The sequence below is a fragment of the Microbacterium sp. A84 genome (assembly GCF_051842815.1).
GTDB lineage: Bacteria > Actinomycetota > Actinomycetes > Actinomycetales > Microbacteriaceae > Microbacterium.
The window spans coordinates 274,946-300,261 of record NZ_JBPXMS010000001.1 but is presented as its reverse complement, the minus strand read 5'-3'; the positions used below and the strand labels follow the sequence as shown (position 1 = coordinate 300,261).

Annotated in this window: 23 protein-coding genes and 1 other RNA gene; 10 read left to right on the top strand and 14 right to left on the bottom strand. The window is 63.5% G+C overall.

Annotation, left to right across the window (positions count from 1 at the left end; all coding sequences use genetic code 11):
* Positions 1-32 precede the first annotated feature (32 nt).
* Positions 33-1,805 carry a 2-oxoglutarate dehydrogenase, E2 component, dihydrolipoamide succinyltransferase gene (sucB, locus tag ACSU04_RS01485; RefSeq protein WP_439288198.1) on the top strand — a complete coding sequence of 591 codons (1,773 nt, stop codon included), beginning with the start codon at positions 33-35 and terminating at the stop codon, positions 1,803-1,805.
* Between the two features lie 14 nt (positions 1,806-1,819).
* On the opposite strand, the gene ACSU04_RS01480 is transcribed toward sucB, so the two are convergent.
* On the bottom strand, positions 1,820-3,223 hold the full coding sequence (locus ACSU04_RS01480; RefSeq protein WP_439288197.1) for a hypothetical protein: 1,404 nt from the start codon (positions 3,221-3,223) through the stop codon (positions 1,820-1,822).
* 145 nt (positions 3,224-3,368) lie between these two features.
* Here ACSU04_RS01480 and ACSU04_RS01475 point away from each other — a divergent pair, with 145 nt between their 5' ends.
* Positions 3,369-4,079, top strand: a complete 711-nt coding sequence (locus ACSU04_RS01475) for a DUF4191 family protein (protein ID WP_439278113.1) — start codon at positions 3,369-3,371, stop codon at positions 4,077-4,079.
* Positions 4,080-4,108: 29 nt separating this feature from the next.
* Here the strand turns inward: ACSU04_RS01475 and ACSU04_RS01470 are convergent, their stop codons facing one another.
* Positions 4,109-5,293: a RimK family alpha-L-glutamate ligase gene (locus tag ACSU04_RS01470; protein WP_439278112.1), complete on the bottom strand. Its 1,185-nt coding sequence runs from the start codon at positions 5,291-5,293 to the stop codon at positions 4,109-4,111.
* Between the two features lie 17 nt (positions 5,294-5,310).
* Here ACSU04_RS01470 and ACSU04_RS01465 point away from each other — a divergent pair, with 17 nt between their 5' ends.
* The gene (locus ACSU04_RS01465; RefSeq protein ID WP_439278111.1) at positions 5,311-5,799 is read left to right on the top strand and encodes an ATP-dependent zinc protease family protein; all 489 of its coding nucleotides are present in this window, start codon (positions 5,311-5,313) and stop codon (positions 5,797-5,799) included.
* Positions 5,800-5,805: 6 nt separating this feature from the next.
* Here the strand turns inward: ACSU04_RS01465 and ACSU04_RS01460 are convergent, their stop codons facing one another.
* Positions 5,806-6,183 carry an RDD family protein gene (locus ACSU04_RS01460; protein ID WP_439278664.1) on the bottom strand — a complete coding sequence of 126 codons (378 nt, stop codon included), beginning with the start codon at positions 6,181-6,183 and terminating at the stop codon, positions 5,806-5,808.
* Between the two features lie 140 nt (positions 6,184-6,323).
* Here ACSU04_RS01460 and glnA (ACSU04_RS01455) point away from each other — a divergent pair, with 140 nt between their 5' ends.
* Positions 6,324-7,748, top strand: a complete 1,425-nt coding sequence (glnA, locus tag ACSU04_RS01455; protein ID WP_439278110.1) for a type I glutamate--ammonia ligase — start codon at positions 6,324-6,326, stop codon at positions 7,746-7,748.
* A gap of 87 nt (positions 7,749-7,835) precedes the next feature.
* Here the strand turns inward: glnA (ACSU04_RS01455) and ACSU04_RS01450 are convergent, their stop codons facing one another.
* From ACSU04_RS01450 to ACSU04_RS01430, 5 genes are read right to left on the bottom strand one after another with little or no spacing between them, the layout of a single operon-like run.
* Entirely contained in the window at positions 7,836-8,723 is an 888-nt protein-coding gene (locus ACSU04_RS01450) for an alpha/beta fold hydrolase (protein ID WP_439288196.1), read from the bottom strand.
* 32 nt (positions 8,724-8,755) lie between these two features.
* A complete protein-coding gene (locus ACSU04_RS01445) occupies positions 8,756-9,688 on the bottom strand; it encodes a diacylglycerol/lipid kinase family protein (RefSeq protein WP_439278108.1) in 933 nt (310 codons plus the stop codon).
* A gap of 36 nt (positions 9,689-9,724) precedes the next feature.
* Complete coding sequence (locus tag ACSU04_RS01440) at positions 9,725-12,700, bottom strand: bifunctional [glutamine synthetase] adenylyltransferase/[glutamine synthetase]-adenylyl-L-tyrosine phosphorylase (RefSeq protein WP_439288195.1); 2,976 nt, start codon at positions 12,698-12,700, stop codon at positions 9,725-9,727.
* Between the two features lie 4 nt (positions 12,701-12,704).
* Entirely contained in the window at positions 12,705-14,042 is a 1,338-nt protein-coding gene (glnA, locus tag ACSU04_RS01435; protein ID WP_439278106.1) for a type I glutamate--ammonia ligase, read from the bottom strand.
* 14 nt (positions 14,043-14,056) lie between these two features.
* Complete coding sequence (locus ACSU04_RS01430) at positions 14,057-14,296, bottom strand: SPOR domain-containing protein (RefSeq protein ID WP_439288194.1); 240 nt, start codon at positions 14,294-14,296, stop codon at positions 14,057-14,059.
* A 69-nt stretch (positions 14,297-14,365) separates the two neighbouring features.
* On the opposite strand from ACSU04_RS01430, the gene ppgK reads away from it, so the two are divergent.
* Complete coding sequence (gene ppgK, locus ACSU04_RS01425; RefSeq protein WP_439278104.1) at positions 14,366-15,112, top strand: polyphosphate--glucose phosphotransferase; 747 nt, start codon at positions 14,366-14,368, stop codon at positions 15,110-15,112.
* Between the two features lie 84 nt (positions 15,113-15,196).
* On the opposite strand, the gene rnpB is transcribed toward ppgK, so the two are convergent.
* The 4 genes from rnpB to ACSU04_RS01405 all read right to left on the bottom strand — a co-directional run bounded on the left by rnpB (position 15,197) and on the right by ACSU04_RS01405 (position 18,435).
* Positions 15,197-15,585, bottom strand: an RNA gene (rnpB, locus tag ACSU04_RS01420) — RNase P RNA component class A.
* 14 nt (positions 15,586-15,599) lie between these two features.
* On the bottom strand, positions 15,600-17,273 hold the full coding sequence (locus tag ACSU04_RS01415; RefSeq protein ID WP_439288193.1) for a bifunctional 3'-5' exonuclease/DNA polymerase: 1,674 nt from the start codon (positions 17,271-17,273) through the stop codon (positions 15,600-15,602).
* A 10-nt stretch (positions 17,274-17,283) separates the two neighbouring features.
* A complete protein-coding gene (locus ACSU04_RS01410) occupies positions 17,284-18,015 on the bottom strand; it encodes a zinc ribbon domain-containing protein (RefSeq protein WP_439278102.1) in 732 nt (243 codons plus the stop codon).
* 45 nt (positions 18,016-18,060) lie between these two features.
* Positions 18,061-18,435 (bottom strand): YchJ family protein, encoded by a 375-nt coding sequence (locus ACSU04_RS01405; RefSeq protein ID WP_439278101.1) that lies wholly within the window; start codon positions 18,433-18,435, stop codon positions 18,061-18,063.
* Between the two features lie 50 nt (positions 18,436-18,485).
* Between ACSU04_RS01405 and ACSU04_RS01400 the strand changes: the two genes are divergently transcribed.
* Positions 18,486-19,325: an aldo/keto reductase gene (locus ACSU04_RS01400; protein WP_439278100.1), complete on the top strand. Its 840-nt coding sequence runs from the start codon at positions 18,486-18,488 to the stop codon at positions 19,323-19,325.
* A gap of 157 nt (positions 19,326-19,482) precedes the next feature.
* Here the strand turns inward: ACSU04_RS01400 and ACSU04_RS01395 are convergent, their stop codons facing one another.
* Positions 19,483-20,055: a hypothetical protein gene (locus ACSU04_RS01395; RefSeq protein WP_439278099.1), complete on the bottom strand. Its 573-nt coding sequence runs from the start codon at positions 20,053-20,055 to the stop codon at positions 19,483-19,485.
* A 106-nt stretch (positions 20,056-20,161) separates the two neighbouring features.
* Here ACSU04_RS01395 and ACSU04_RS01390 point away from each other — a divergent pair, with 106 nt between their 5' ends.
* The 3 genes from ACSU04_RS01390 (at position 20,162) to ACSU04_RS01380 (ending at position 23,278) form a co-directional block, all read left to right on the top strand.
* Positions 20,162-21,403, top strand: coding sequence for a sensor histidine kinase (locus ACSU04_RS01390; protein WP_439278098.1), 1,242 nt, complete (start codon positions 20,162-20,164; stop codon positions 21,401-21,403).
* The gene (locus tag ACSU04_RS01385) at positions 21,400-22,050 is read left to right on the top strand and encodes a response regulator (RefSeq protein WP_439278097.1); all 651 of its coding nucleotides are present in this window, start codon (positions 21,400-21,402) and stop codon (positions 22,048-22,050) included. The genes ACSU04_RS01390 and ACSU04_RS01385 overlap by 4 nt, the downstream gene beginning before the upstream one ends.
* Before the next feature lie 199 nt (positions 22,051-22,249).
* Positions 22,250-23,278, top strand: coding sequence for an NADPH:quinone reductase (locus tag ACSU04_RS01380; protein ID WP_439288192.1), 1,029 nt, complete (start codon positions 22,250-22,252; stop codon positions 23,276-23,278).
* A gap of 148 nt (positions 23,279-23,426) precedes the next feature.
* On the opposite strand, the gene ACSU04_RS01375 is transcribed toward ACSU04_RS01380, so the two are convergent.
* Positions 23,427-24,065, bottom strand: a complete 639-nt coding sequence (locus ACSU04_RS01375) for an HD domain-containing protein (protein WP_439288191.1) — start codon at positions 24,063-24,065, stop codon at positions 23,427-23,429.
* A 111-nt stretch (positions 24,066-24,176) separates the two neighbouring features.
* Here ACSU04_RS01375 and ACSU04_RS01370 point away from each other — a divergent pair, with 111 nt between their 5' ends.
* On the top strand, positions 24,177-25,139 hold the full coding sequence (locus ACSU04_RS01370; RefSeq protein WP_439288190.1) for a GlxA family transcriptional regulator: 963 nt from the start codon (positions 24,177-24,179) through the stop codon (positions 25,137-25,139).
* Positions 25,140-25,316 lie beyond the last annotated feature (177 nt).

Below are 25,316 nucleotides of genomic sequence, written 5' to 3'. Positions count from 1 at the left end.
ACGTCACAAACATTCTTGAAGGAGACTCCGTCATGAGCACATCCGTGGTCCTCCCCGCTCTCGGTGAGAGCGTCACAGAGGGTACGGTCACCCGCTGGCTGAAGCAGGTGGGAGACACCGTTGAGGCAGATGAAGGCCTCCTGGAGATCTCGACCGACAAGGTCGACACCGAGATCCCTTCGCCGGTCGCTGGCATCGTCGAAGAGATTCTGGTCGCCGAAGATGACACCGTTGAGATAGGCGCGCTTCTGGCCCGAATCGGCGATGGCAGCGGTACCGCACCCGCAGCGGATGCTCCGGCAGCCGCAGAGGCTGCGCCCGCACCGGCCGAGGTGGCTCCGGCCGCCGCGCCTGCCCCTGTCGCCGCACCGGCAGCTGAGGTTGCACCGGCTCCTGCGTCCGCACCTGCTGCTGAGGCTGCACCGGCAGCTGCCGCACCCGCTGGCGACACGACCGATATCGTGCTCCCCGAGCTGGGCGAAAGCGTCACCGAGGGCACCGTCACTCGCTGGCTGAAGCAGATCGGCGACGAGATTGCCGTCGACGAAGCGCTGCTGGAGATCTCGACCGACAAGGTCGATACCGAGATCCCTTCGCCGGTCGCTGGCGTGCTCCAGGAAATCCTGGCCGCTGAAGACGAGACGGTCGCCGTCGGCAGCGTCCTCGCCCGTGTCGGCTCTGGCGCTCCTGCGGCTCCAGTCGCTGAAGCTGCTCCGGCTGCGCCTGTCGCTGAAGCTGCTCCGGCTGCCCCGGCTCCAGCGCCCGCACCGGCTGCACCCGCACCGGCTGCTCCGGCTCCTGCTGCTCCTGCTCCGGCTGCACCCGCACCGGCTGCTCCGGCGGCACCTGCTGTTGCCGCACCGGCTGCTCCTGCACCCGCCGCAGCTGCAGACAGCAACGACGGCATCTACGTCACTCCACTTGTGCGTCGTCTCGCCTCCCAGCAGGGTGTCGATCTGGCGGCTGTCACCGGATCCGGCGTCGGTGGACGCATCCGCAAGGAAGACGTTCTGAAGGCCGCTGAAGCCAAAAGCGCTGCTCCGGCCGCGGCGGCTGCCGTTGCTGCCCCCGCACAGCTCGAGGCCTCGCCGCTGCGCGGCACGACCCAGCCGATGTCGCGTCTTCGCAAGGTCCTCGCAAAGCGCGCGGTCGAGTCGATGCAGCAGACTGCTCAGCTGACCACCGTGGTTGAGGTAGACGTCACGGGCGTGGCGAACTACCGCGACAGCGTCAAGGCAGAATTCCTGCAGAAGACGGGCGACAAGCTCTCCTTCCTGCCGTTCTTCGCCCTGGCCACGGCGGAGGCCCTGCGGGCATTCCCGATCGTCAACTCCACCGTCGATGGCGAGAACATCGTTTATCCGGCGACGGAGAACGTCTCGATCGCAGTCGACACCGAGCGCGGTTTGCTCACTCCGGTGCTGCGTGATGCTGCATCGAAGACCATTGCTCAGATTGCGCACGAGATCGCTGATCTCGCTGCACGCACGCGTGACAACAAGCTGAAGCCCGATGAGCTTGCCGGCGGCACGTTCACGTTGACCAACACTGGTTCACGTGGCGCGCTGTTCGACACGCCTGTCGTGTTCCTGCCGCAGTCCGCAATCCTTGGCACCGGCACGGTCGTCAAGCGGCCCGGTCTGGTCAAGGTTGATGGCGTCGACGCGATCGCTGTCCGTTCGTACGTCTACCTTGCACTGTCGTACGACCACCGCATCATCGACGGCGCAGACGCTGCACGCTTCCTCGGAGCGATGAAGGCGCGCCTTGAGGCTGCGAACTTCGCAGGCAACCTCGGCGCCTGAGCACAGGCACGCATTCACTCTGGCTGGTGCGCGACGTCATACACGTCGCGCACCAGCCAGATGTCGTTCCGGCGCTCCAACACCAGCATCTGCTCCCCTGCCGAAGCAGGATCGGCGCCCACCGGTGTGAGCCTGATGACAGCCACATCACCGTAGTCGTCGACCAGCGCTGCTGTGCTCGCATCCGAACCCTCACCCGCGGCACCTTCCGTCGGCATTCGCGCGCCTTCCGCAACCGCATCGAGGCACACTTGTGCCGCTGCATCCACGCAGGCCCGGATCGTATCCAGCAACGCGGGGACGGCACCCAGCGCATCGTCTTCGCTGACAGCGGCATCACTAGGCTCGTCGGGAGCCGACGATTCTTCCGCGGGTGGTGCTTCTGCCTCCTCCACCGATTCCTCGATCTCGGTCGTTCCCGGCGCCGTCGGCACCACCGTCTCCGCCGTCTCCGCATTCGCACCGTCTGAGCTATCTCCGCTTGGCCACATCAGCCCCACCACCAGCACTGCTGCGGCGAGGGATCCGGCCAGGATCAGCGGTCTTCGACGAGAGGCCTTCGGCGAGTCGACTGCTGTGCGGGCTTCATCCCGCCGGAAGTGTCCGAGCAACACCCGCCCCCGTTCGCTGGCGTCGAGGACACGCTCTCTCACACGGTTACGGAGATCGCGCCTCGGTCGCAACGCTCTACTTCTCGCTCGACGGGTGCCAGGTGCGTCAAGAGGAACAACCCTTCTCGGCATCCGGTGCGCGACGATATCAGCGGCGCGCTCCGGCGCGAAGACGTCGAGCCTGAGTGCACGCGGTGCCGCAAGCGCGAACAGCTGTTCCTCCCACCGCTGGTCATCCGCGACGTGGTGACGCGGTTGACGCAATGCCGCCGCGATCTCTTCAAGGATGCGCACCGTGGCACGGTCCGTGTTGTGCTGGATGACCCGATCGACGAGGGCTGCGGTGCCTGCTCGAGCGGCTCCGCCCTCGCCATGCACGAACAGCGGCCGCCCGTCATTGGTCAGCCACCAACAGCCGATCACACTGTCTGCCTCGTTTCCCAGCTCACGCATCCCACGAAGCAGACTCACGACGAGCGTTCCCAACTCGCCCGCCGTGAGCCGTGCCTCGGCGACCTGCCTGCGCCCCAAGAACGTCTCCACACGCTGCGTGCACCATGGCAGGAGCACATCATGACCGTCGGTGCGACGACGAACATCCATCACCCCACAGATGTGTTCGGCATCCGAGAACGCCCACCCATCCCAACTGGCGAGCGACTCAGCATCCACGCACACTGCCATACCGTCATCCCCCGTGACGAGCGCGCCGGCAAATGGGCCTTCTCGCCCGTCCACAGCACGGATCAGTCGATGGGCCCCAGGCACCAACGACGAACGATCTGCGACAGTATTCGTCTCGGTCATCGCTTCATCACATCGGATCCTGAAGGTCGGCAGGGTGAGAACGCGAAAATGTGGACAGATATCTCACCGACCGAAATGTGCAGAACCAGTGCGCCTCCCGCGAACGCGCACATTCAGGCGCCGCCGAGTCGGTAGTCTTGTATGCATGGCTAAGAGTGCTCCAGAACCCGAGAAGCGTCCTGGGTTCTTCTCCCAGATCAAGTCCCTGTTCCGGTTCACCCGTGAGGTGTACGGCTGGTTGCCCTGGGCCCAGATCGCGATCCTCGTCGGCGGCGTTCTGCTCGGACTTGTCATCGGATACATCATTCCGCCATTCCAGGTATGGACTCTCGTCCTCTGGGCCGTCACCGGTCTGATGCTCGGTGTCCTCGGAGCACTGTTCCTGATGACACGCCTGTCGACGAAGGCCATGTACGCCAAGATCGATGGCATGCCCGGGGCTTCCGGCCACGTCCTGAGCTCCAGCCTCGGCCGCAACTGGCAGGCATCGGATACCCCGGTCGGCATCAACCCGAAGACGCAGGAAGCGGTCTATCGCGCCATCGGCCGCGGCGGGATCGTTGTCGTCGGTGAAGGCACACGCGGGCGGCTCACACGGCTCGTCAACGAAGAACGCACCAAGGCGCAGCGCGTCGCACACGGCGTCCCCGTGCACGTCTTCTACGTCGGTCACGGCGAAGAGGACGTCGCGATCGCCGACCTCGCGAAGACCATCAAGAAGCTTCCGAAGGCGATCAACAAGACCACCCTGGCCGCCGTCATCCGCCGTATTGACTCGGTCTCACAGTCGGTCTCATCGCTGCCGATCCCGAAGGGCATCGACCCGACCAAGGTTCGGGCACAGCGCCCGCGTTGAGCAGGTACCGGCCCTGAACCGGGTCGCTGTCAGCTCAACGGCTCTTTGGGAAGTCGTCGCACCTTCGCGCGGCGTCGCCGACGCTCAGGAATCATCCCGCGCATCTCGTCGAGCTTTCCGAAGCAGAGCAGGCGGTCGTCCGCTTCAAGGACGACGTGCTTTCGCGGGTTCGGAATCACGCCGACCCCGCGGTGCAGCGTGAGCACTGTGATGTCCCGCTCCCACAGGCCCGATTCGCCCAGCGTTCTTCCGACCAGTTCTGCGGCGTTGTGCACGAGCAGTTCTGCAACGCCGTATCCGGTCGACACGGTGAGTCGCTGGCGCACGTCGATCTCGGGGAACGCCACCTGCGCCGAGATGTAGTCGATGATGGCGCCGGCGACATCGAGGTTCGTGGCCTGCTCGATTCCCTGCAGCCCCGGCGAGGAGTTGACCTCCATCACCAACGGACCGTCGTCGCCCTCGAGCATGTCGACACCGGCGACGCGCAGCCCCATGATCTGCGCGGAGCGGACGGCGACCTGCTCATAGATCGGGTCAAGCTCGACAGGCTCCACACTGCCGCCGCGGTGCACGTTGGAGCGGAACTCGTCGCCGGCCGCCACGCGCCGCATGGCAGCGACCACACGGTCTCCCACGACCAGCGCCCTGATGTCTCGTCCCCGACTCTCGGCGATGAATTTCTGGATCAGCACGTTCTGCTTGGTGGAATGCAGGGTCTCGATGATCGCTTCGGCAACTTTGACCTGGGGTGCCAGGATCACGCCGATCCCCTGCGTACCCTCGAGGAGCTTGATGACGACGGGCGCACCGCCTACGCGCTCGATCGCTGGTCGCACATCGGCGCGGTTGCGTACGAATGCGGTCGGTGGCATCGCGATGTTGTGGCGCGAGAGGATCTGGTTCGCACGGAGCTTGTCTCGCGCGTTAGAGATACCGTTCGCCGTATTGGGCGTGTAGACATCCATCTGCTCGAACTGGCGCACGACGGCGGTACCGAAGTACGTGATCGAGTTGCCGATGCGAGGCAGGATCGCGTCATAGTCGCTCAGCTGCTTGCCCCGAAAATGCAGGTCAGGTTCGTCTGCGGTCAGATCGATCGCGAACCGCAGTGTGTTCAGTACCTTGACGTTGTGACCACGCTGAAGTGCGGCCGCGCGTAGTCGCTGCGTCGAGTAGGCGTGCGGGGCACGAGAGAGAACTGCAAGCTTCACGAACTTTTCCTGCCAAGATGTATCGAGTGGATAGGACTTCTCATTCAAACACTCTTACGGGGTGGCGTGAATGGGTGAGCCTGCCGGATGCGGGTGTCGACTGGATCAAAGCCAAGATTGACACCGGCGCACGCACGTCGTCTCTGCATGCGTTCGATATCGAAGAGTTCGAACGCGAGGGCGAGGAATGGGTGCGCTTCCGCGTGAATCCCTGGCAGGACACCGATGCGGATGCCACGTTCGTGGAGTGTCCTGTCCATGATCGCCGGGAGATCCGAAGCTCCTCCGGCCATGCGCAGCAACGTTTGGTCGTACTGCTCGCGATCCGTCTCGTTGAGCGATTGATCGTCTCCGAGGTGACGCTCAGCAACCGCGACGAGATGGGCTTTCGAATGCTGATTGGCCGCGAGGCCTTGCGACGCGGGTTCATCATCGATCCTGCACGTTCGTTCCTCGGCGGACGTGCCCCGAAGGAAGCGCGGCATCGCAACCGCGGTCGCCTCTGATTCACGTCACGCCCGGATCAATACCGCGCCCACGGCCTTGTCGTGCAGGCCTCGTTGATCTGGATCCCAGATGACGGCCGGGATGACCAACACCAGCAGGAACGTGCGTACCAGCGGACGCCACAGCCCCACCCAGGCTCCGTTCAACATCACCAGTCGCATGCCGAGGATGCGGTGCCCAGGGCTACCGCCGAGCGTCGGAATGAACACGATCTGTACGATCGCGAAGATCAGCAGCGTGGCGATCGAGTCGTATTGGAAGAACGCCACCGAGATGATCACCGCAGCGGCCCAGTCAATAGCGAGAGCGCCGATCCTGCGGCCGACCCTGCCGATGCTTCCGGTGCCGGTTTTGGGAAAGCCAAGACGCTCTCCGGGGTACATGTTCTGAGCATCCGTCACGGTTCAAGTCTACCGAGGGTCTGTAACATGGCCGAAACAAGGAAGACACGGCGGAGTAATCCCTCCCGCCTAATCTTCGTTTAGGTCTGAAGACAAAAATCCGCATTACCCAGGAGTGATACATGTTCACTGATTCGTCCGAGGTGCTGAGCTACATCAAGGAACACGACGTCAAGTTCCTTGACATCCGTTTCACTGATCTGCCCGGCGTGCAGCAGCACTTCAACATCCCCGCAGCGACCGTCGATGAGGCGTTCTTCACCGAAGGCCAGCTGTTCGATGGTTCCTCGATCCGTGGTTTCGCGAGCATCCACGAATCTGACATGCAGCTCATCCCGGATGTCACGACCGCATACGTCGACCAGTTCCGCGAGGCGAGCACCCTCGTGATGCTCTTCGACATCTATAACCCGCGCACCGGCGAAATCTACTCGAAGGACCCCCGTCAGGTCGCCAAGAAGGCCGAGAAGTACCTGGCCTCCACAGGCATCGCCGACACCGCGTTCTTCGCGCCAGAGGCCGAGTTCTACATTTTCGACGACGTCCGCTACTCGGTGAACTCGAACTCGAGCTTCTACAGCGTCGACTCCGAAGAGGGCGCGTGGAACACCGGCCGCGAAGAAGAAGGCGGCAACCTCGGCAACAAGACGCCCTACAAGGGTGGCTACTTCCCGGTCGCACCAGTCGACAAGACTGCGGACCTGCGCGATGAGATGACGCTCAACCTCATCGAGGCGGGCTTCGCCCTCGAGCGCTCGCACCATGAGGTCGGCACCGGTGGCCAGCAGGAGATCAACTACCGCTTTGACACGATGGTGCACGCGGCGGATGACATCCTGAAGTTCAAGTACATCGTCAAGAACACTGCCGAGCAGTGGGGCAAGACGGTCACCTTCATGCCGAAGCCGCTGTACGGCGACAACGGCTCTGGCATGCACACCCACCAGTCGCTGTGGAGCGACGGCAAGCCGCTGTTCTACGACGAGGCAGGTTACGGCCAGCTCAGTGACCTCGCCCGCTGGTACATCGGTGGCCTGCTCAAGCACGCGAACGCGGTCCTCGCGTTCACGAACCCCTCGCTGAACAGCTACCACCGTCTGGTCAAGGGCTTCGAGGCACCGGTGAACCTGGCGTACTCCGCCGGAAACCGATCGGCTGCGATTCGGATCCCGCTGACCGGCTCGAACCCGAAGGCCAAGCGCATCGAGTTCCGCGTTCCTGATGCCTCCAGCAACCCGTACCTCGCGTTCGCCGCCCAGCTGATGGCAGGCCTTGACGGCATCAAGAACCGCATCGAGCCGCTCGCGCCGATCGATAAGGACCTGTACGAGCTTCCGCCCGAGGAAGCCAAGAACATCCCGCAGGTTCCGAACTCGCTGCTCGACTCGTTGGAGGCACTGCGTGAGGATCACCAGTTCCTGCTCGAGGGTGGCGTGTTCACGGAAGAGCTGATCGAGACCTGGATCTCCTACAAGATCGACAACGAGATCATTCCGACTGCACAGCGCCCGCACCCGTTCGAGTTCGAGCTCTACTACGGCGTGTAACACTCGCTGACGAGACATCCAATGCCCCGGTTCTTCACGGGCCTCTCCATGGAGGGGCCGGTGCGGACCGGGGCTCTGTCGTGAACGCTACGCCGAGGAGGCGATCGCCGAGGCCAGGAACTCGCGGGCCAGCCGGTTGAACTCGTCGGGCTGGTCGTATGTGACGATATGACCGGCATCCGTCATCGTGACCAGGCGAGAGGCGGGCGCGGCGTCGGCAGCGGCCACCAGCTCGGCGTGACCGACGAGCTGGTCCTTGTCACCACGGATCCAGAGCGTCGGCACGGACAGCTTGTGCAACAAAGGGAGCAGATCGAGGCGCATCGAGAATGGTCCGTAGGATCGGATCTGCCAATCGTCCAGCGCCCGCTCTCGATGCTCTTGCTTGGCTTGCGCTTCTTCGGTGACGAGATCGACGATCGTCTCGAAACCCCGGGTGTCCGCGCCAGCCGTGAGGAACCCGAGCATCGATTTCCTGATCGCCTGCGGAAACCGTGCCAGATACCAGGTGGTCATCCGCATCACACCGGGCGTGCGGATGCTCAGCCAGGTGATGAACTGCGCCTGACGTTTCGCGCCGATGCCTCCAGGGCCGATGGCGATCAGCGCACTCACTCGTTCCGGATGATCGATTGCATACCCGGCCGCGATACCCCCGCCCATCGACAGTCCGATCAGCGCCACCCGCTCCAGCTGGAGCGCATCGAGCAGCTCATGGATGAATCGCCGGTAGAACACATCGTCCAGCGTTCCGCGCCAGGGCCGGCTTCCGCCGTGCCTGGGCATGTCGATGAGATGCACATGGTAATCAGCGGCAAGCGCCGGGGCGACTTCTCGCCACACTCCCCGTGCGGTGTCGAACATCGCGCCGTGCAGGAGAAGCAGAGGCGGACCCTTGATGTTGCCTCCCCGATACAACCGCACCGGGCCTCCTGCCACGGTCAGATCAGTGTGCGTCTCGAATATTGCACTCACGTGGTGCCTTCCCGCTGTCGCAGTGCGCGTGCTCAGTGCACCTGCAGCGCGCCGGCCTGCACCCGCACCTCGAATGCGGAGACCTCACCGACCTCTTCACCGTCGATTTCAAAGGCGAGCGGCGTCTCGAGCTCGATCTTCACGCGCTCTGCTGTCAGGTGCCGGGTCGACTCCGTGCTCACTGCACTTTCCTCGCCCTTGAAGAGGCGGCGGATGCCGTTATCCCAGATCACCGAACGCGCGGTGTCCAGCCACTGCAGTGCGCCGTCCGCACTCACGAGCAGAAGGTCGAGCACCCCGTCGTCAACCTTGGCATCCGGCAGAAGACGAATGCCTCCCTGCACCATTCCGCAGTTGCCGATCAACAGTGTGTGTCCCCGGAGTTCCTGCGGTTCTCCCCCGTCGATCGTCATGGTGATGCTGGTCATCTCGGTGCCAGCCATCGCACGCCCCATCGCCTCGATGTAGGCGAGCCAGCCCGCACGATCCTTCAAGTCGTCGTCGGTTTCGACCAGCATCTGCGCGTCGACGCCGAACCCGACCATGACCGCGAAAGCCCGCTCCTCGCCGTTGAATTCAACCCAGCCGAGATCGATCGTCCGCGGATCACCTGTGCTGATCCGCGCAAGCGCTGCAGGGATATCATCGAGCGGCACCTCGAGGTTGCGAGCCAGCAGGTTCCCGGTCCCCTGCGGCACGATGCCGAGCGTGACCTCGGTTCCAGCGAGAGCCTCCGCGACGGCACGCACGGTACCGTCGCCGCCGACGGCGATCACCGTCGTGCACCCTGCTTTCACCGCATCCTTCGCCATACCGAGACCAGGATCATCCTTGCTCGTCTCCCACCACTGAACGGTGACTTCGTCGCCGGCGGTTCCGGTGAGGTGCGCGTCTACGGCGGAGCGCAGCTCGCCCTCATCGATCTTCGACGGATTCCAGATGATGCCGATTTTCGTCCCTGTCATATGCTCAGCCTGAGCCTGCAGCTGCGAATCTGCAACTCATCCGTAGAAAAGGTGCTCGAAGACTCGCCGTGCGCGCCTGGTAACGCCGGAGAAGTCCTCTTCGACCGCCGTCGCCGAGCGGTCAGGGTAACCGAGTAGCCGCCCGATAGCGTCAAGTTCTCGGCGGTCTTCGGGCAGGATGTCGCTGGTCTTTCCGGTCAGGAGAGTCATGGCCGAACGCAGCCGACTCGACAACAGCCAGGCTTCGCGAAGCAGCTCGGCGTCTTCGGCCGGGATGAGCTCGGCATCCACCGATGCCTGCAACGCGCCAAGAGTCGAGGTGGTGCGCAACGCCGGTACCTGGTGGGCGTGCTGCAGCTGGATGAGCTGTACCAACCATTCCACGTCGCTGAGCGTGCCCGGACCGAGCTTGAGATGACGATGCGGATCGGCGCCCTGTGGGAGCCTCTCGCCCTCGACTCTCGCCTTGATCCGCTTGATCTCGCGCAGGCCTTGCTGATCAGTCTCCTCGGGATACCTGATCGTGTCGGCCAGCGCGGTGAACTTCTCGATCAGCGGTTCGCTGCCCGCCACTCCTCTGGCACGTAGCAGCGCCTGTGCCTCCCACGACACCGACCAGCGTCGGTAATACTCGGCGTACGCGCCGATCGAGCGCACAAGCGGGCCCTGACGACCCTCGGGTCGAAGATCTGCATCCAGGTCAAGCGGGACCCTGTGGTCGGTGAGGTGATCCCGTAACCCAGAGACAAGTTTCGTTGCCAGTGCCTGCGCTCGTTCCGGATCGATTCCGTTCGCGTCATACACGTAAAGAATGTCGGCGTCCGATCCGAACCCGAGCTCGGCGCCACCGAAACGCCCCATGCCGATCACAGCGAATTCCAGCGCGTCATCTTCGGCCGACACCACCTCGCGGCGCACGGCACGCAGCCCAGCCTGAATCGTCGCGTCAGTGATGGCGGTGAGCGCGGTTGCCAGCTCTTCGATCGTCAGCACGCCCAGCACAGCGCCCATCGCGGTACGCAGCAGTTCACGACGCCTCAGCGCCCGCACAGCCTTGAGCGCAGACGCCACCGAACTGTGCCGTGTCTGGATCGCCCGTGCCTCCTCGTACAGTTTCGCTTCGCCACGCGGGCGAAGAAGATCGGCACTGTCGAGCCAGGCGACTGATTCGGGAATCCACTCCATCAACTCGCCGATGTATCGCGAGGACGACAAGAGCCGAGTCAAGCTCTCCGCTGCTCCTGACGAATCCCGCAGCATGCGCAGGAACCATGAGCTGTCGCCCAGACGCTCGCTGATGCGGCGGAAAGCGAGCAGTGCATAGTCGGGATCACTGCCGTCGGCGAACCAGCTGACCATGACCGGGATGAGGTGGCGCTGGATCGTGACCTTTCGGCTGATACCCGTGGTGAGTGCGCCGATATGCCGCAGTGCGCCCGCAGGGTCGCGGAATCCGATGGCCGCCAGGCGATCTCGTGCGTGCTCTGTGGTCATCGTGCGCTGATCTTCCGGCAACTCCGCGACAGCGCTCAGCAGCGGCCGGTAGAACAGCCTCGTGTGGATCTCCCGCACTTCCCGCCGTACCCGGTCCCACAGCGACCAGATGCCGGCACCGTCTTCCGCGAGACCGGTCGCTCGTGCGAGCACACGTAGCCCATCGGGAGTGCGCGGCATCAGATGCGTGCGGGACAGCTCGCGCAGCTGCAGGCGGTGCTCCAGCAGACGCAGCATGCGGTAGTCAGCGGCGAACGTCGCCGCATCATCGCGGCCGATGTAGCCCCCTGCAACCAGCGCATCCAGACTTTCCAGCGTTCCCCGTGTACGGATGCTGGGATCGGTGAGTCCGTGTACCAACTGCAGCAGTTGCACGGTGAATTCGATGTCGCGCAGACCTCCGGCGCCAAGCTTGATCTGGTAGCCGGCGTCTTCCGGGTCGATGTGCTCGGTGACTCGCTCCCGCATTCGCTGCACGCTGTCGACGAAATTCTCACGTGCTGCGCTCGACCAGATCTTCGGTTGCACTGCTTCGATATACGCCTGCCCGAGCTCCGGGTCCCCGGCAAGTGGCCGCGCCTTCAGAAGGGCTTGGAACTCCCAACTCTTCGCCCACCGGTCGTAATACGCCAGGTGCGACCCGAGCGAACGGACCAGCGCTCCCTGCTTTCCTTCCGGTCGCAGGTTCGCGTCGACCTCCCACAGGGGCGGTTCGATCTCGGCGGCCGACAGCGCCCGCATCATCTCTCTTGCGAGCTTCGTCGCGATGTCGATGGCGCGCGATTCCTCGAGCCTCGCTTCGTCTGCGGTGCCGCCGACAAAGATGACATCGACATCGCTCACATAGTTGAGTTCCCTGGCGCCCGCTTTACCCATGCCGATGACGGCCAGTTGGGTGAGCGCGACTTCTTCACGTGAAATCACGCCTGAGACACGTGTGCGCGCGATTGTCAGTGCGGCTTCCAACGCGGCCCCGGCCGCATCCGCAAGCGCCGCAGAGACAGCCGCGATCCTGGAGGCCGGATCCGTCGTTGTCAGGTCGATCGCCGCGATCTCGGCAATGGAGCGTCGATAGGCGACGCGCAACGCAACCCAGGCGGATTCGTCACCGGCAGCGGCGAACCCCTGTTCCGCTCCCACGGCGTGCAGCATCCGTTCGGTGAGAGTTGTTGCATTCGGCACGAGTGCGCCGACCTCGCCCAGAACTTCAAGCTCCGAAGGGTGGCGGAGAAAGAAATCCGCCAGCCCGAGGGAGGCACCGAACACACGCCAGACGATCGCGCGCGACTCGTCGTCACGCATGATCCGTCCCAGCGCGACCGCATCGCGGCGAGCCACGTGCAGCATTCCCGCGACAGCAGCATCCGGATCCGCCGCCGAGGCGCCGCTGACCAACACTTCACGTTCGAGTCCGATCAGACTCGACAACTCATCGAGCGCCGCAGAACCGGCACTGAGCCTGGTGAAGCCCAAACGCGCAAGCGCCGACAGTGTGAAGGCAGAGCCTGACCGAGCCATCGGCTCAGAGAAGCTCGAGGTTGCTCTTCAGCTCGAACGGAGTGACCTGGCCACGGTAGGCCTCCCACTCCTTGCGCTTGTTGAGCAGCACGTAGTTGAAGACCTGCTCGCCCAATGTCTCCGCAACGAGCTCAGAGCTCTCCATGAACTCCAACGCGTGGTCGAGGCTGGCAGGCAGAGACGAGTAGCCGAGAGCACGGCGCTCGGCATCGCTCAACGACCACACGTTGTTCTCTGCCTCGGGCGGAAGCTCGTACTCGTTCTCGATGCCCTTGAGCCCGGCTGCGAGCAGCAGCGCGTAAGCGAGGTACGGATTCGCCGCGGAATCCAGGCCGCGGTACTCGACACGAGAGGACTGGCTCTTGTTCGGCTTGTACATCGGCACACGCACCAGCGCGGAGCGGTTGGTGTGGCCCCAGGTGACGAAGCTCGGTGCCTCGTCACCACCCCAGAGGCGCTTGTACGAGTTCACGAACTGATTGGTGACAGCCGCGATCTCGTTCGCGTGCTTCAGGAGGCCTGCGATGAAGTGACGGCCGGTTTTGGAGAGCTGATACTTGGCGCCCTCTTCCCAGAAGGCGTTCTGGTCGCCCTCAAACAGCGACATGTGCGTGTGCATGCCGCTGCCGGGCTGATTGCTGATCGGCTTCGGCATGAACGTCGCGTACACGCCCTGCTCGATTGCGACCTCTTTGATCACGGTGCGGAAGGTCATCACGTTGTCTGCGGTCGCCAGAGCATCGGCGTAACGCAGATCGATCTCGTTCTGACCAGGGCCGCCCTCATGATGGCTGTATTCGACCGAAATGCCCAGATCTTCCAGCATCCGCACAGAGCGTCGGCGGAAGTCGTGCGCCGTGCCACCCGGAACGTTGTCGAAGTACCCAGCGGAGTCGACGGGAACCGGCCCGTCCGGGCCGAGTTCCGAAGACTTGAGGAGGTAGAACTCGATCTCAGGATGCGTGTAGAACGTGAACCCGGCATCGGCGGCCTTGGCCAGCGCGCGCTTGAGAACATGCCGCGGGTCAGCGACGGCAGGCTGACCATCGGGGGTGGTGAGGTCGCAGAACATGCGTGCTGTCGGGTCGATCTCACCGCGCCACGGCAATGTCTGGAAGGTTGTCGGGTCCGGCTGCGCGAGCAGGTCGGACTCGAAAGTCCTCGTCAGACCCTCGATGGCCGACCCGTCGAAGCCGATGCCCTCTGCGAACGCACCCTCCACCTCGGCGGGCGCGATCGCCACCGACTTGAGAGTTCCGATCACATCGGTGAACCAGAGACGAACGAACTTCACGCCGCGCTCTTCAATCGTGCGCAGCACGAAGTCTCGCTGCTTATCCATGCCCATGTGGTGCGCTACTTCCCATCAACTTCGGTCGCCTTGCGCCAGTCTTCATCGATTGCTTCTTCGACGGCCCAGGCTTCGGAGCGCTCACGCAATGTCTGCAGGGCGTGCGCAGCCTGCTCTTTCGTATCGAAGGGACCGATCCGATCGACGGCGGGTGAGATGTACCCGTACTCAACCTCGGTGGTGTGAGTGTTGTACCAGTACTTGCGTTCACCGCTGGACATGTACACATCTTTGTCCTCAGACATGGCGCCATCCCTTCGTAAGCATCTGTCACGATCCTACTGTCGCATTGCAGTCTCGGTAGGCTATTGCTCATGGCAAAAGCGATCGGCGTCGACATCGGCGGCACAGGTATCAAAGCAGGCATCGTCGACCTCGAGCACGGAACGATGGCATCCGACCGTGTGCGCGTCCCGACGCCGGAGGGCGCGTCCCCGCAGGACGTCCTCACGGCAGTGCAGACGGTTCTGGAAGAGCTTGATGTACACGACGCGACGGTGCCGCTTGGCGTGGCTTTTCCCGCCATCGTCAAGCGCGGAAAGACGCTGTCTGCAGCGAACGTTTCTCAGGAATGGGTGAACTTCGAGGCAGAACAGTTCTTCCGCGACGGACTCGGACGCAACATCGTCTTCGTGAACGATGCCGACGCAGCAGGCGTCGCCGAAGCGCGTCACGGTGCGGCCAGGGACGTCAGAGGCCTCACGCTGCTGACCACTCTCGGAACCGGAATCGGGTCGGCGTTCCTCTACGACGGCGTGTTGATCCCCAACACCGAACTCGGGCACCTGAACTTCCGCGAGTACGAGTCCGTCGAGCGTTGGGCCGCCACTTCGGCACGCGAACGCGAGGGACTCTCGTGGGAGGCGTGGGCCGAGCGTCTGCAGGCGTTCTACTCGCACATCGAGTTCCTGTTCAGCCCTGACCTGTTCGTGGTCGGCGGCGGCGTGTCCAAGAATGCCGCCGATTTCCTCCCGCTGCTCGAACTCAAGACGCCGATCGTCCCGGCGATCCACCGCAACAACTCAGGCATCATCGGCGCGGCGTCGCTCTCCGGAGACTGATCCCGCGAAACCACAAAACCACGCCGAGACAGCACGGAATCGTGCATGTTTCGGCGTGGTTTTGTCGTTTCGGGAGCTGTAATGCGAATGGGCCAGCCTGTACGCCGGGTTCTGTTCCGGGGCCCCTCTCGGGGATTCCCTTCGACGGCCATCTCTCTACGCGACACGTTGCCATGCCGCTCTAGCGGTCTACCCGAGGACTCAGCGAGCCGCGTCAACATCCTCTGTCTGACCTTGCTCCGGACGAGGTTTACCTGGCAGGTCATGTCACCATGACCCCCGGTGGTCTCTTACTCCACCCTTTCACCCTTACCTCGACGCCACTGAGACAAGCTCGGTGTCGGCGAGGCGGTCTACTCTCTGTGGCACTATCTCGCGGATTGCTCCGGGTGGGTGTTACCCACCGTCCTGCCCTGTGGAGCCCGGACGTTCCTCGGTACGGTTGCCCGCAACGCGGCCGTCCGGCTGACCCATTCGCGTGCCCAGTCTACTTCTCTGCGGTCTGAACGATCTGCAGGTCCAGTGGCACGTCGATGGGGAACGAACCGAAAAGACGCCTGGTCGCGATGGCCGCGGCCTCTCTGACAACGCTTGCCGCAGCCTCCGCCTGTTCTTGCGGCACGTGCAGGATCACCTCATCGTGAAGGAAGAAGGCCAGGTGCGCGTGGCGTGCAAAAGGACCGGATGCCGCGGCCTCTGTCTGCGCATCTCCCAGCTGGCGCAGTCGATGCCGAATCTCCGCCAACCAAATCAGCGCCCACTCGGCTGCCGTGCCCTGCACGACAAAGTTGCGAGTGAAGCGACCGCGCTCTCTGGCGCGCTGCCGGGCCTGCTTCACTGCGGCGGGATCGACATCGGCGCCAGTGGCCTCTGCCTGCTGAGCCGTCCAGTCGCTATCCGGGCGTGGCGAGGAGCGTCCGAGACTGGTCGAGACTGTGCCGCCGTCCTCGCCTTTACGGGCCGCGTCATCTACGAGGTGCATCGCTCTGGGATATACCTTGCGCAACCGAGGAACAAGGCGCCCGCTGTCTCCAGTTGTCGCTCCGTACATCGCACCGAGCACGGCGTACTTCGCCTCCTCGCGTGTCTTCACCGCACCGGAGGCGACCACACCCTCGTAGAGATCACGCCCGCGGGCTGCTTCCGCCATCACTTTGTCCTGCGCCATCGCGGCCAGCATCCGGGGCTCGAGTTGCGCGACGTCCGCGACGATCAGAGTCCACCCCGGATCGGCGCGTACCGCGGGGCGCAGGATGCGCGGAAGCTGCAACGCTCCCCCGCCTGCGGATGCCCATCTGCCGGTGACGACACCACCAGGGATGTAAACCGGGCGAAAACGTCCGTCATGCACCCACTCAGCGAGCCACGCCCAGCCGTTCGCACTGAGCAGCCGGGACAGCTTCTTGTAGGCGAGCAACGGCGGGATCACCGGGTGGGAGATCTCGCTGAGCTCCCACTGGCTCGTCGACTCGACGTTCACACCAACTCGGTGCAGCGCGCGCAACATCTTCACGTGACTTTCGAGGTGTAGTTGCGGGTCTCCCAGGTGGAAGCGCACCGCGTCTGCGTGTTCGGCCATATGAGCCGGCAGTCCGCCGCCAGCGGGCCTCGCACCGAGCACCTCGGTGAGGATCCTGTCGTGCTCGTCCGGATCCCAGGGAAGCCCTGCCGCGCGCATCTCTTCCGCGATGAGACCGCCGGCCGATTCTGCCGCGCACAGCAGGTTGAGACGCCCGCTGCGATCCGCTGCGATGACGCGACGCTGCTCCGAGTACTGCTCGAGGAGTGCTTCGACCGAGTCGGTCGCCTTCTCATCGATCACGTCGAACAGGGCTGGTGCGGGCGTGTCGAGGTCTGGTTCCCGCGGAAGCCAGGCCGACGATGGCGCCAGCGGACGCGCCACGCGGTCGGTGTCTCGAAGAATCGCATGGCACAGCAGCAGGTCATGCGTTCGCGCGAGCTGCACGCCCTCGGCCAGAAGTCGCGGGTAAATCTCACGCGCGCTGCGGATCACCCAGCGCGGCGCGCGAGCCGATTCGATGTCGCGCACCCAACCAACGAGATCAGCGCGGAGCAGACTCGTTCGATTGATCTCTGTTCCTTCGCCGTCGAATTCAACGGTGAGGAAGTCGCCAGAACCGGTTGTTGCCAACAGGATCATGACAGGTGAGTCACAAGCCCGATTCGTCGGTGCGAACCAGGATGGCGCCACATTCGGGGCAGGAAAGCACGTCGTCAGGCGCGGCACGGCGGACATCGTTGAGATGGACGCCGGAGAGCATCATGCGGCAGCCTTCGCAGGTGCCACGGCGCAACAGGCCGACACCGATGCCGCGCGACGCGCGCCGGGCGTAGTCCGCGAGCAATTCGGCCGGGATGACTGCGCTGATCGCCTCACGATCGCGCGTGAGGTGCTCAACCTCGGTCGTTGCAGCTGCCACGCCCGCCTTTGCCTGCGCGGTGAGCTCAGAACCTTCCGCGGTGATCACATCGATCAGCGCCTGCTGGGTGGCAACGGCAGCGTCTGCCTCTTCGACCTTGGACATCACCTCGAGCTCGATGTCTTCCAGGTTGCTGACACGCTTGGCGAGGCTGGCAAGTTCGCTCTCGAACGCCTGCGCGTCTTTCGCATTCGTGGCGGATGCCAGCCGCTCCGAGTCGCGCGTTCGGCGCTGCTCAACCACCTTGACGTCAGACTCGATACGCGTCAGCTCGGTGCGCGCATCATCACGAACGCCGGCCAGAGTGGTCAGCTCGCGCAGCTGCTCTTGACGCTCTTTCACGAGCTCGTTGATTCGCGGCCCTTGCGGTGGCGTCGTACGCGCGCGCTCGGCCTGCTGGATGCGCAGATCCAGGTCGGCGACGTCGAGAAGGATGCGCTGGTGCTCAGGGCTGGCTTTCACATGTCCAATCTACCTGTGGCTGGGGACATCCGCCGATCGGATCGGTCAGCCGGGCGCGCCATCCAGGTACGTCCAGGTGCGGTTCTCCCGTGTGAACCGGCTTCGCTCAGTCATAGATTCCTGTCGTCCATCCTCCCGATAGAACGCCTCAAACTCGACAACACCTGTCATGTCGAACGGTCCGCCGGATTCAGTGCCGAGGATATCCAGCCGCGTCCAGCGAATCGCCGGGTCTAGTTCGAGCTCTGCAGGCCTGGTCGATGGATGCCACGAGCGCAGGAGGTATCCGGCATCACCAACGGCGAAAGCACTGAAGCGCGAGCGCATGAGTCGCTCGGCGGTGGGCGCCATCGCATCACCCGCGTGGATAGGACCGCAGCACGACTCGTATGTGTCGCCGGATAAGCAGGGACAGCGCATGAGTCCATTGTGCCGCGTACGCTGATCGCAGACGTCGAAGGAGATTACAGATGACCACGATTCCCACCCGCACCGCCCACAACGGATTCGAACTTCCCGCGATCGGCTTCGGCACGTATCGCCTGAACGGAGATGCGGGGGCAGCCGCGATCGCGGCTGCAATCGACGCTGGCTATCGACTGATCGACTCCGCATTCAACTACGAGAACGAGGGCGCGGTGGGCCGCGGTGTAGCGGATGCCGTCACGGATCGCGCTGACGTCATCGTCACGACGAAACTCCCCGGTCGCCACCACCCATCCCAGAAGGCCCGCACCAGCATCGAGGAGAGTCGCTTCCGCCTCGGTCTGGATGTTACTGACCTGCACCTGATCCACTGGCCGAACCCGATCCAGGACGAGTATGTGCAGGCGTGGGCCGCACTGGTTGATGCGCAGCAGCGTGGCGTCGTCCGTCAGATCGGCGTGTCGAACTTCCTCCCCGAACATCTCGAACGCATCGAGCGCGAGACGGGCGTGCGTCCGGTGGTGAATCAGATCGAACTGCACCCGTACTTCCCGCAGTCCGAGCAACTCGCCTACCACCGCGAGCACGGCATCATCACTGAGGCTTGGAGCCCGATCGGTCGTGCCAGAGAGCTGATCGAAGAGCCGGTGATCACCGAGATCGCCGCGGCCCGCAGCATCTCCCCCGTGCAAACGATTCTCGCCTGGCACGTGGCGCGCGAGACGGTCGCGATTCCCAAGGCGTCTTCGCTTGAACATCAGCAGGCCAACCTCGCTGCCGCATCCGTCGTTCTCGATGACGCGGAGGTGGATGCGATCACCGCGTTGGGACGGGCCGACGGCCGTTTGTTCGACGCCGATCCCCGTACGCACGAGGAGTCCTAAGCCCGCAAGCCTGACATAGCGGTCGGCGGTCTCCGCGAGGGCCATCTGTACGATGTCGAACGGCACCAATGGGCGCTTCGCGGATTCACCGCTGGTGAGATCTGTTCAGAATGTAGGGCGCGGGCAAGGGCGCCGCCGAACCAAGCGGGTGACACGCTCAGCTACCGTCCCGGGTCTGGTGCACTGCCGGGTTCAGCAGATGGCTCACACTCACCCAAATCGGCCAGCCGACCAGCCAGATCGCGGTGACTAACCAGACCCTGAGGAACCAGCTTGACAATTCCTCAGTGCGAGACGGGTCGTTCACCAGCACAATGATGGCCCCGAGCACCGCACTCGCGAGCACCGCACACCACAGCATGCGGAACCACTGATTCCACTCGTACCTCACGTGCGGGAGTCCAGATTTCGGAGGCTTGACCGGTTGCGGGCCGTCTGCAAAACGGTGCGCTGACCATGCGTCGACGCGGACGATGATCTGGTGGCCGAACGCGACCGTGAAACCGAGATAGACCGCCCCCAGCCCGTGCGCAAAGTCGGCAGTCGTTCCATTCGCCAGCAGATCCCAGGCAATCAGCGAGAGCAGGAACACATCAAGCAGGGGTACGCAAAGAAGCAAGATGGTCGAGAGCCTCTGCAGCTTTAACACGTATCGAGCAAAGAGCCCGAGAGCAAGCACGAGCCAAAAGCCGATCTCGCACGCCACGATTCCGATCACGATGATGTTCATTCCGCCAGTCTGTCGGCGGTCAGCATCCGTTGGATCCTGCGGGTGGCCGGTCGGCCTCCTCCGAACGGATGAGACGAAAAAGTAGCCTTCCGGCAGACTATGAGGCATGGTGGCGCGCTGGTGGGAACGATTGAACGCGCACCCCGCGAGCCGAGACGCGGTCGTCGCTGCGGTGTGGCTATTGCTCGGCCTTGCGCTCTTGCAAGCGGGCGGCTACCACTTGTGGCGCGACGTCGTGATCTTCGACACCAACGGAAGCGCATTTATCGTCATCCTTGGATGTATGGTCGCCGTCGCAACGCTGCGATCACGACGACCGTTCGTCGCTCTCGCCATCGGGATCGTCGGGGCCGGAGCGGACCTCCTCTTTGGCGGCAGCGTCGGCGTGGTGCTGATCCTCACCGACCTCATCTACGCGGCCATGAAGTACGGGAGTGATCGCGGCGTGCGGTACCTGCTCTGGGCCGCGGTCGCCGGCGCAATCCTGCTGGGAACGGGACTGATCGTCTTCCGCCCCGAGGGGAATATGGTTCCGGTCATCGTCGTCCAGTGGGTGCTCATTGTCACGGTCTCTGGCGCATGGGGATGGAACGTGCGCAGCGAACGGCTGCGCACCCACGCCGCGATGGCCGAGCAGCATAGCCGGGGCACACGGCAACTGCGCCAGAGTATCGCCCACGACCTGCACGACCTCGTCGCGAACCAAATCGCGGTGGCGGGCCTGCACATCGAAGCCGCGAAACTCCTGGCCAGGCCGGCGGCGAGCGATGTCACCTCGCTGGTCCAAAGCTTGGAGCAGTCCAAGCGCGGAACCGACCAGGCGTACCGTGAACTTCGAAACCTCATCACGGTGCTCACCGCGGTCGACGATCTCGAAGAGCCTGTCCCGGTCCAGTTCGAGAACGAACTCGACCAGTTGACGCAGTTGCTCCCGGCAGGCCGCTCACTGGTCTGGATCGAAGGCGGCGCAGGGGCCATGAAGGCTGCCCTGCACCCGCAACCCGATTCGTGCCAGCGCATCGTGCTGCGAGTGCTCCAGGAACTCGTGTCGAATGCCGCCAAGCATGGGGTCGGCGACGTTACCGTGTGCGTCACCGGCGAGCAGCCCGAACCGCGGCACTCGGATGCTTGGAGGGAGCCCACGGAAGCAGTCGTCACACTCTCGAATGCCCGTGCCGCTCACGGTTCCACTGTTCCTGGCACAGGGCTCGGCATCGGTGGCGCGAGACTACTGCTCGCCGGCATCGGCGCGAATCTCATGACAGAATCCGGCGCACGCGGCGAGCCTTGGCGGGCAATTCTTACGATCCCGACGACCCCGAGCGAAGAACAGAGGAAGTGGAAGTGACCAACAAGGTGAGGGTCATCATTGCGGACGACCACGAGGCGGTGCGCAGCGGAGTCGCTGCGATCCTCGGCACCGATCCTGGTTTCGAGATCGTGGCAGAAGCCGAGAATGGTTTCGACGCTCTCGCCGTCTGCATCCGGCACGCTCCCGACGTCGCTCTGGTCGATCTGCGGATGCCCGGCACCGACGGCATCTGGGCGACTGAGCGGATCACCGCTGAGACGACCACCAGGGTCATCGTGCTCACTACCTACGATTCCGATGACCTCATCGCGCGGGCGCTGACCTCCGGTGCGCGCGGCTACTTGCTGAAAAGTACGAGCGGGGCCGAGTTGATCCAGGCTGTCCATCACGTAGCCGCGGACCGACACGTCATCGACCCGGCGATTGCGGGCGGCGTTATTGCGCGTCTCACCGCCGCACGACACGCGGGACACGGTGCGGAGGATGCTCCGATGCTGGATCCTTCCCAGCTCACGTCACGTGAACGCCAAGTGTTCGACCTTCTCACAACGGGCATGACCAACCAGGCGATCGCCGAGCGGCTGGGTGTCGGGATCACAACGGTGAAAACCCATGTGGGCGCACTCTATGCAAAGACGGGCGCGGACTCACGCGTGCAGCTCGCGCGGCTCGGCGCGGTGTGATCTCCCGCCACGACTAAGAACTAGCACCAGGATCACAGACTGTCCCGGCAGCGATGAAGGATCGCCTACCAGTCCGCTTGAGTGGTTCACTGCCGTGCTCTTAGACGCGCCGGCTCGACCACTTGCGTGCCGGTCTCACCCAGCTCAACTGACAGTGCGAGACGGGAATACCCGAGTGCGCTGCCTGCTTGCATTCGGCATGAGAGCAATCGTGTACACAGGCAAGGGCGACTCAGAGACGCTCACGTTGATCGAGCGCGAGGCGGGACAACCGGGCACCGGTGAGGTGCGCATCCGCATCCACGCCTCGGGAGTGAATCCCACCGACTGGAAGGCTCGAGCGTCCTCGGGAACGCCGATGCCGTTCGATCAGATCGTGCCGAATCAGGACGGTGCCGGCGTCGTAGATGCGGTCGGTGACGATGTCGGTGACCTGCAGGTCGGAGATCGTGTGTGGGTATATCTCGCGGCACACGAACGTCCGACCGGGACCGCTCAGGACGTCACGGTCGTTCCCGCTGCTCGCGCCGTCCGACTTCCGGATGGGGTCGGTTTCGACGTCGCTGCGAGTCTCGGCGTACCGGCGATGACTGCGCATCGCGCGCTAACCGTGCATGAGTACGGCCCATCGCGGCTCTCCCCTGGCGCTCTTGCCGATCGGACGGTCCTCGTTCAGGGTGGAGCCGGCGCCGTGGGTCATGCTGCTATCCAGCTCGCCGTCTGGGCAGGCGCAAGAGTTCTCACGACCGTCAGCAGCGACGAGAAAGAGGAGCTCGCCCGCGCAGCCGGCGCGCACCATGTGTTCCGCTATCCCGATGACCGGCTGGCCGAACGAATTCTCGACGTCGCACCGTCGGGCATCGACCACGTCGTCGAGGTCTCGCCCGCCATGAACGCCGCTTTGGATGTCGCGGTGCTGGCGAACCACGGTTCGATCGCGTTCTACGCGAACGACAAGGGCGACACGATCACAGTCCCCATCATCACCAGCTTCGCGAAGAACGCCCGCTGGCAGGGATTGCTCCTGTACACAGTCGGAGTGGAGGCTCTCGCCACGGCGGTCGAAGACATCACGGCTGCACTGGAGGACGACGCGCTTCCCGTCGGCGCGGCAGCGGGGCTTCCCCTCACTTGGTTTCACCTAGAGGAGACCGCCGCCGCTCACGACGCGGTGCAACAGGGCACGATCGGCAAGGTCCTCATTCGCGTCACGGAAGACGACGCCTGAGCGGGAACTGATGTGGTGGGCCTTCGTAGGTGCTTCTCACACCCGTTTGAGTGCCTCGAATCAAAAGGAGGGGCTCGATGGTTATGCGGTTGCCGTGCCGGTTCAGGATCTAGCAGCGGGGCTCCGCATTCCGGCCAAGTTCGCGTGTCTATTCAGGCCATGCTGAGCCTCGAATGACCTCCACGAAGTCACCACGTTTGAACCCGGGCACGAAGTGCGCCAGCACATCCGCCTTCACGTTCCCGAATGTTGTGTCTGGCCGATCCTTGAGCCCATTGGTGAAGGCTGCGAGAATCTGATTCTTGAAATTAGGGCGTGGGTGCGCCTCGACAACGGCCTGGCGCTGCTCGTCATTGATTGCGTTGTAGCCGAGCCCGAGCACATCCAGCTCTACCCCACGCGTGACAAGTGCGATCTCCGGTGCCATATGCAGGGGGATTTCCGGGGTTGTGTGCAGAGCGATCGCTGTCCACACGGTGTCAGCGTCGTTGGCGTCAATTCCGTGTTCGTGGAGGAATCGACGCGCTTCATCGGCAGCGTCGATCTCGAATCGCTGGTCCGTGCGTCGGTACTTATCGGTCAGTCCGAGGTCGTGGAACATCGCGCCGACATACAGCAGCTCGGGGTCGTATTGCAGCCCCTGCTCCTGGCCGCGAAGCGAGCCAAAGAGGAACACCCGTCTGGAGTGGTGATACACAAGCTCGGATGCGACATCCTGCACAAGTGCAGTGGCGTCCTTAACCATGGGGCTATCCGGAATTGCGATCCCGGCAATCGTCTCTGTCATCTTTTGGTCCTTTCGACGAGATACGTCGTTCTGTCGGTTCTCGTTCAAGGATCGCAAGATCAGGTAGTGTGTGCGTATGTCATTTTTGACCAGTTCCCCTCAGATTCAGACATGACGCATCGAATCGGCCTTATTGTCTTTGACGGGATGACGCTTCTTGATGTCTGCGGTCCGGCCGAAGTGTTCCGACTCTCAGACCGCGCTAATGATACGTACAAGCTTGAATTCATCTCGCCGCGCGGCGGGCGGATTCGTACGTCGTCTGGCATTCAGATCGACAGCACTGCTAGTACGCAGATAGCTGGGCTCGACACTCTCCTCGTCGCGGGTGGGGAGAATCTCGTCGATCAGCCTTTGGAGTCTGATCTACTCGCTACGGTCGAGCGGCTCGCAGCAGGTGCAGAGCGTGTGGCATCTGTGTGCACTGGAGCGTTCGTGCTGGCGCAGTTGGGGCTTCTCGATGGTCGGCACGCTACCACTCACTGGCGATACGCCACTGAGTTGGGCCGCCGCTATCCGAATGTCAAGGTTCAACCAGATGTGATTCACATTCGAGACGGCCGGTATATGTCGTCAGCGGGGATCACGGCTGGGATTGACCTCGCACTCGCGATGGTCGAAGACGATCTGGGCGCAGAAGACGCGCGAGCAGTGGCGCGCGAACTGGTGATGTTCATGCAACGGCCTGGTGGACAGAGCCAGTACTCGACCGCCCTGCGTCGACCCGCAGTGAACAGTGAGCCATTGCGCAGACTCATGGATGAGGTAGTCGCTGCTCCCGGCAAGGAGCACACACTACCTTCAATGGCCAGAACGATTGGAGTCAGCACCCGCCACTTGAATCGGTTATTCCAGGCCGAAGTTGGGATGACGCCCTCACGCTGGCTTGAAGAAGCCAGGGTGGATGCGGCTCAGGCACTGATTCTCGACGGGTACCTAATTAACCAGGTGGCACATCTGAGCGGTTTCGGCTCTGACGAGACACTACGGCGTGCTTTTGCGCGTCACTTCGGCACTACACCCAGCGCGTTCCGTGATCGATTCGCAACGACTCGAACAGCCAGCAGGCTGTAGCGACGACAATTCCGAAGCTCATTCCTCAGGCCGGGGTGCCGATGCGAGTTCCAGGACTGAATACTGAAAACCAAACTCGCACAAGGGATGGGTCCCCTCGCCCTGTGCGGGTAGCACCGTCGCTGCCAAGATCGATCTAGACCCACCTTGGCAGCTGTGACGGCGCGAGGACAGCCC

Excerpts from the sequence above, each read along its gene's own strand:
- sucB (WP_439288198.1), top strand. The coding sequence starts at position 33 with ATGAGCACATCCGTGGTCCTCCCCGCTCTCGGTGAGAGCGTCACAGAG.
- ACSU04_RS01480 (WP_439288197.1), bottom strand. The coding sequence starts at position 3,223 with ATGACCGAGACGAATACTGTCGCAGATCGTTCGTCGTTGGTGCCTGGG.
- ACSU04_RS01475 (WP_439278113.1), top strand. The coding sequence starts at position 3,369 with ATGGCTAAGAGTGCTCCAGAACCCGAGAAGCGTCCTGGGTTCTTCTCC.
- ACSU04_RS01465 (WP_439278111.1), top strand. The coding sequence starts at position 5,311 with ATGTATCGAGTGGATAGGACTTCTCATTCAAACACTCTTACGGGGTGG.
- ACSU04_RS01460 (WP_439278664.1), bottom strand. The coding sequence starts at position 6,183 with ATGTACCCCGGAGAGCGTCTTGGCTTTCCCAAAACCGGCACCGGAAGC.
- glnA (WP_439278110.1), top strand. The coding sequence starts at position 6,324 with ATGTTCACTGATTCGTCCGAGGTGCTGAGCTACATCAAGGAACACGAC.
- ACSU04_RS01445 (WP_439278108.1), bottom strand. The coding sequence starts at position 9,688 with ATGACAGGGACGAAAATCGGCATCATCTGGAATCCGTCGAAGATCGAT.
- ACSU04_RS01440 (WP_439288195.1), bottom strand. The coding sequence starts at position 12,700 with ATGGCTCGGTCAGGCTCTGCCTTCACACTGTCGGCGCTTGCGCGTTTG.
- glnA (WP_439278106.1), bottom strand. The coding sequence starts at position 14,042 with ATGGATAAGCAGCGAGACTTCGTGCTGCGCACGATTGAAGAGCGCGGC.
- ACSU04_RS01430 (WP_439288194.1), bottom strand. The coding sequence starts at position 14,296 with ATGTCTGAGGACAAAGATGTGTACATGTCCAGCGGTGAACGCAAGTAC.
- ppgK (WP_439278104.1), top strand. The coding sequence starts at position 14,366 with ATGGCAAAAGCGATCGGCGTCGACATCGGCGGCACAGGTATCAAAGCA.
- ACSU04_RS01415 (WP_439288193.1), bottom strand. The coding sequence starts at position 17,273 with ATGATCCTGTTGGCAACAACCGGTTCTGGCGACTTCCTCACCGTTGAA.
- ACSU04_RS01405 (WP_439278101.1), bottom strand. The coding sequence starts at position 18,435 with ATGCGCTGTCCCTGCTTATCCGGCGACACATACGAGTCGTGCTGCGGT.
- ACSU04_RS01400 (WP_439278100.1), top strand. The coding sequence starts at position 18,486 with ATGACCACGATTCCCACCCGCACCGCCCACAACGGATTCGAACTTCCC.
- ACSU04_RS01395 (WP_439278099.1), bottom strand. The coding sequence starts at position 20,055 with ATGAACATCATCGTGATCGGAATCGTGGCGTGCGAGATCGGCTTTTGG.
- ACSU04_RS01390 (WP_439278098.1), top strand. The coding sequence starts at position 20,162 with ATGGTGGCGCGCTGGTGGGAACGATTGAACGCGCACCCCGCGAGCCGA.
- ACSU04_RS01380 (WP_439288192.1), top strand. The coding sequence starts at position 22,250 with ATGAGAGCAATCGTGTACACAGGCAAGGGCGACTCAGAGACGCTCACG.
- ACSU04_RS01375 (WP_439288191.1), bottom strand. The coding sequence starts at position 24,065 with ATGACAGAGACGATTGCCGGGATCGCAATTCCGGATAGCCCCATGGTT.
- ACSU04_RS01370 (WP_439288190.1), top strand. The coding sequence starts at position 24,177 with ATGACGCATCGAATCGGCCTTATTGTCTTTGACGGGATGACGCTTCTT.